We start from the raw sequence: 3226 nt of genomic DNA on the forward strand, positions 1-3226 counted from the left end.
AACCCCAGCTTCGAAAGAAGCTGGGGTTTCTTCTTTGTGCGCGGGAAAAAGCTGCCAGGCTGACTTTCGGAAATATCCGGCCTACTAAAAAGCCACCCGTAGGTGGCTTTTTAGTTTGTTCAGCGTTTCAGCTGGGGCTGGGTAAGTTCTCGCGACGCTTGATGTACTTCCAGTCGGCGTCCCCTCCTGGTGCGATGAGTAGCCCATGCACATATAGTGGATCCATGAAGTGTAGGTTGTACGAGGCTTCTGGAAATTGATTACACGGCCTGTGCTCGCCGCTATGATGCCCTGCTGAAAAGGGAGGCATAGTCGATGCAAGCGTTGCTGGCGATTCTGGCCGATGGCCGATTTCATTCGGGTGAGCTCCTCGGTAGTGCGCTGGGTTTGAGTCGCTCTGCTGTTTGGAAGCGCTTGCAAGCTTTGCAGGCTGAAACCGGATTGGTAGTCGACAAGGTACGTGGTAAGGGATACCGCTTACAAAGACCGTTGAGCTTGCTCGATGAGGAGCTTATTACTGCAGCTTTGCCAGAGCTGGATGTTTGCGTTCATCAGACAGTGACTTCGACAAATTCCTTGGCGCAGGAGTATGCGGCTGCAAACACTGCCCGGAAGCCTGTGCTAGTGCTTGCGGAAAAACAAACACAGGGGCGAGGGAGAAGGGGGCGCTCTTGGGTCAGTCCTTATGCCGGTAATATCTATGCAAGTCTCGTTTACCCACTGGCGTCTGGGCTTCAGCAGGCCAAAGGAGTAAGCCTGGTGATGGCGCTGGCTGTGCTGCGAACATTACAGAGTCGTGGTCTTGCGGCGCTTTCGTTGAAGTGGCCTAACGATGTTTTGTGCGGTAACAAGAAGATATCTGGAATTCTTCTGGAGTTGCTTGGTGATCCGTCAGATGCCTGCCAGCTCATTATCGGGCTGGGTATCAATGTCAATATGCGTGAAGAGCAACAGGCCATTGAGCAGCCGTGGACTTCGCTGGCTGCTGAACTGGGCGTGATGCTTGATCGCTCGGCGCTCGTCGTGGATTTGGCAAAGCATTTGATTGCGCACTTAAAACGCCTGGAAGGCGAGGGATTTTCGCAATTGCGTGATGAGTGGATGGGCTTTAGTGCCTGGCAGGGGCAGGATGTGCAGTTATCTTCTGGGGATACAGTGATCGCTGGTCGTCTGAGCGGGGTCGATGAAGATGGCTCCTTACTGTTGGAAATTGATGGCCATCAACAGCGCTTCAGTGGCGGTGAGTTGAGCCTGAGGTTGGCGCATGATTCTTGAGCTTGATTGTGGGAATAGCTTCATCAAATGGCGCATTGTCGATGCGCAGGGTGCTGTTTTGGCAGGGGGCTGGACAGGCTCTGAAGTTGAGTTGCTCGGAGCGATTTCCGATGCTTCGCTGCTGATCAATGCCTGCCGTCTGGTAAGTGTGCGTAGTGATGCGGAAACTGCCCACTTAATTATGGCGATAAATAGGGCCTTTGGTGTCAATGTCTGCTGTGCTCGGTCGGAGAGCTGGTGTGCGGGCGTTCAAAATGGCTATGCGGACTCCGGCAAGCTGGGCGTTGATCGTTGGCTGGCGGTTTTGGGCGCTTGGAGTCTCGCTAAGGGGCCCTGCTTGGTGTTAGACCTTGGTACGGCGATAACTTCCGATTGGGTTGCGTCGGATGGGCGGCATCTGGGGGGCTACATCTGTCCGGGGATGCCTTTGCTGCGCAGTCAGTTGCAGACGCATACGCGAAGAATCCGTTACGGTGAAGCATTTGTAGCTTCTGCTTTGGCAGACTCGTCCCCTGGGGTGAGCACTATGGAGGCGGTGGAGCGCGGTTGCTTGCTAATGCTGAGAGCGTTCGTTCGCGAGCAGGTGTCCTTGGCGCGGGAGCAGTTCGCGGGGAATGTGAGTCTTTTTCTGACGGGGGGGGATGCCTTGTTGGTCAGGGATATCGATAAGGAGTTCAGGCTTGTTCCAGATCTGGTGTTGCATGGGCTGGCGCTGGCATGTCCGCTGGGGGATAAATGATGCGTTGGTTCTTTCTGTTACTGGTGATGCTCAATCTTTTCTATTTCGTCTGGAACCAGCAGCAGGCGCCAGTAGTGCCCAGAGAGGTAGAAGCAATGACTTTGCCGAGAAGCGCCGGGCAGGGTATTCGTCTTTTGGCGGAGGATAGTCATAAGCGTGACATGGTTCAGTCTGGTGGTGTGGCCGCATCGACAGAGCAGGCTTGTCTGTACTTGGGAGGGTTCGCTTTGCGCGATCAAGCCTTGGCTCTTGAGCAGCGTTTACTGAGTGTGGGGGTGCAGGTAGAGGTGCTCGCACTGGAGGCTTCGGGGGCGACAGACTATTGGGTTTACCTGGCGCCATTGGGCTCTGCGCAGGCTTCCTTGCGGCAATTGCGTGAGCTGCAGGCAAGAAAGATTGATAGTTATGTGATTAGTCAGGGGGATCTGGCCAATGGCATTTCCTTGGGAATTTTTCCGCGCAAAGACTCCGCTGAGAGTGTGATGGCGCGCTTGCGGTCGGCGGGCTATGAGCCGTTGATGAGAGAGCTTGTGCGTGGTGAGCGTAGCTTTTGGCTAAGGGTAGCGCCCCAATCCAAGCGTTTGCTTAGCGAGCAACTACTCAATCAATTGTCTAATGATTTCAATGGCTTGGAAAATCAGTTAATGCCTTGTGAGGGGATTGCTTCGGTACGATAGTTGCCATAGAATGGCGCCGCTTTCGGTGGCTCACTGGAAGTGGGTGTGATGTGTAACTTCAAGATTTTCTTGAAAAAAAGCTTGACACCGGGGAGGCTTGAGATAGAATGCCGCCCACTTTGGAGGGGTTCCCGAGCGGCCAAAGGGATCAGACTGTAAATCTGACGTCTACGACTTCGAAGGTTCGAATCCTTCCCCCTCCACCAGATTCAGCATGAGCAATAAGCTCTTGCGGGCATAGTTCAGTGGTAGAACCTCAGCCTTCCAAGCTGATGATGCGGGTTCGATTCCCGCTGCCCGCTCCAGTTTGTTGTTGTGCAGGTGATTCGCTCATGTAGCTCAGTTGGTAGAGCACACCCTTGGTAAGGGTGAGGTCAGCGGTTCAAATCCGCTCATGAGCTCCAAACGACAAAGGCAGATATGCAAATATCTGCCTTTGTTTTAATGGTGGTGTGTATCGCTCAGCTCTTCGATAGGAGATGGTCTCGTGGCTAAAGAGAAGTTTGAACGTAATAAACCGCACGTCAACGTTGGC

At 53.7% G+C, this 3226-nt stretch carries 3 protein-coding genes and 3 tRNA genes; all 6 read left to right on the plus strand.

Going from position 1 to position 3226, the window contains the following annotated elements; all coding sequences use genetic code 11:
* Positions 1-315 precede the first annotated feature (315 nt).
* The 6 genes from birA (at position 316) to CFY91_RS15500 (ending at position 3095) form a co-directional block, all read left to right on the plus strand.
* Positions 316-1275, plus strand: a complete 960-nt coding sequence (birA, locus tag CFY91_RS15475) for a bifunctional biotin--[acetyl-CoA-carboxylase] ligase/biotin operon repressor BirA (RefSeq protein ID WP_093987280.1) — start codon at positions 316-318, stop codon at positions 1273-1275.
* Complete coding sequence (locus tag CFY91_RS15480) at positions 1265-2014, plus strand: type III pantothenate kinase (RefSeq protein ID WP_093987281.1); 750 nt, start codon at positions 1265-1267, stop codon at positions 2012-2014. The genes birA and CFY91_RS15480 overlap by 11 nt, the downstream gene beginning before the upstream one ends.
* Positions 2014-2691: an SPOR domain-containing protein gene (locus tag CFY91_RS15485; RefSeq protein ID WP_093987282.1), complete on the plus strand. Its 678-nt coding sequence runs from the start codon at positions 2014-2016 to the stop codon at positions 2689-2691. Before CFY91_RS15480 ends, CFY91_RS15485 begins: the two co-directional genes overlap by 1 nt.
* A 121-nt stretch (positions 2692-2812) precedes the next feature.
* Positions 2813-2897 (plus strand) — tRNA-Tyr (locus CFY91_RS15490).
* A 25-nt stretch (positions 2898-2922) separates the two neighbouring features.
* Positions 2923-2996, plus strand: a tRNA-Gly gene (locus tag CFY91_RS15495).
* Positions 2997-3019: 23 nt separating this feature from the next.
* A tRNA-Thr gene (locus tag CFY91_RS15500) sits at positions 3020-3095 on the plus strand.
* The last annotated feature ends 131 nt before the right edge of the window (positions 3096-3226 follow it).

It is taken from the genome of Pseudomonas fluvialis, assembly GCF_002234375.1.
Taxonomy (GTDB): domain Bacteria; phylum Pseudomonadota; class Gammaproteobacteria; order Pseudomonadales; family Pseudomonadaceae; genus Aquipseudomonas; species Aquipseudomonas fluvialis.

Excerpts from the sequence above, each read along its gene's own strand:
- birA (WP_093987280.1), top strand. The coding sequence starts at position 316 with ATGCAAGCGTTGCTGGCGATTCTGGCCGATGGCCGATTTCATTCGGGT.
- CFY91_RS15480 (WP_093987281.1), top strand. The coding sequence starts at position 1,265 with ATGATTCTTGAGCTTGATTGTGGGAATAGCTTCATCAAATGGCGCATT.
- CFY91_RS15485 (WP_093987282.1), top strand. The coding sequence starts at position 2,014 with ATGCGTTGGTTCTTTCTGTTACTGGTGATGCTCAATCTTTTCTATTTC.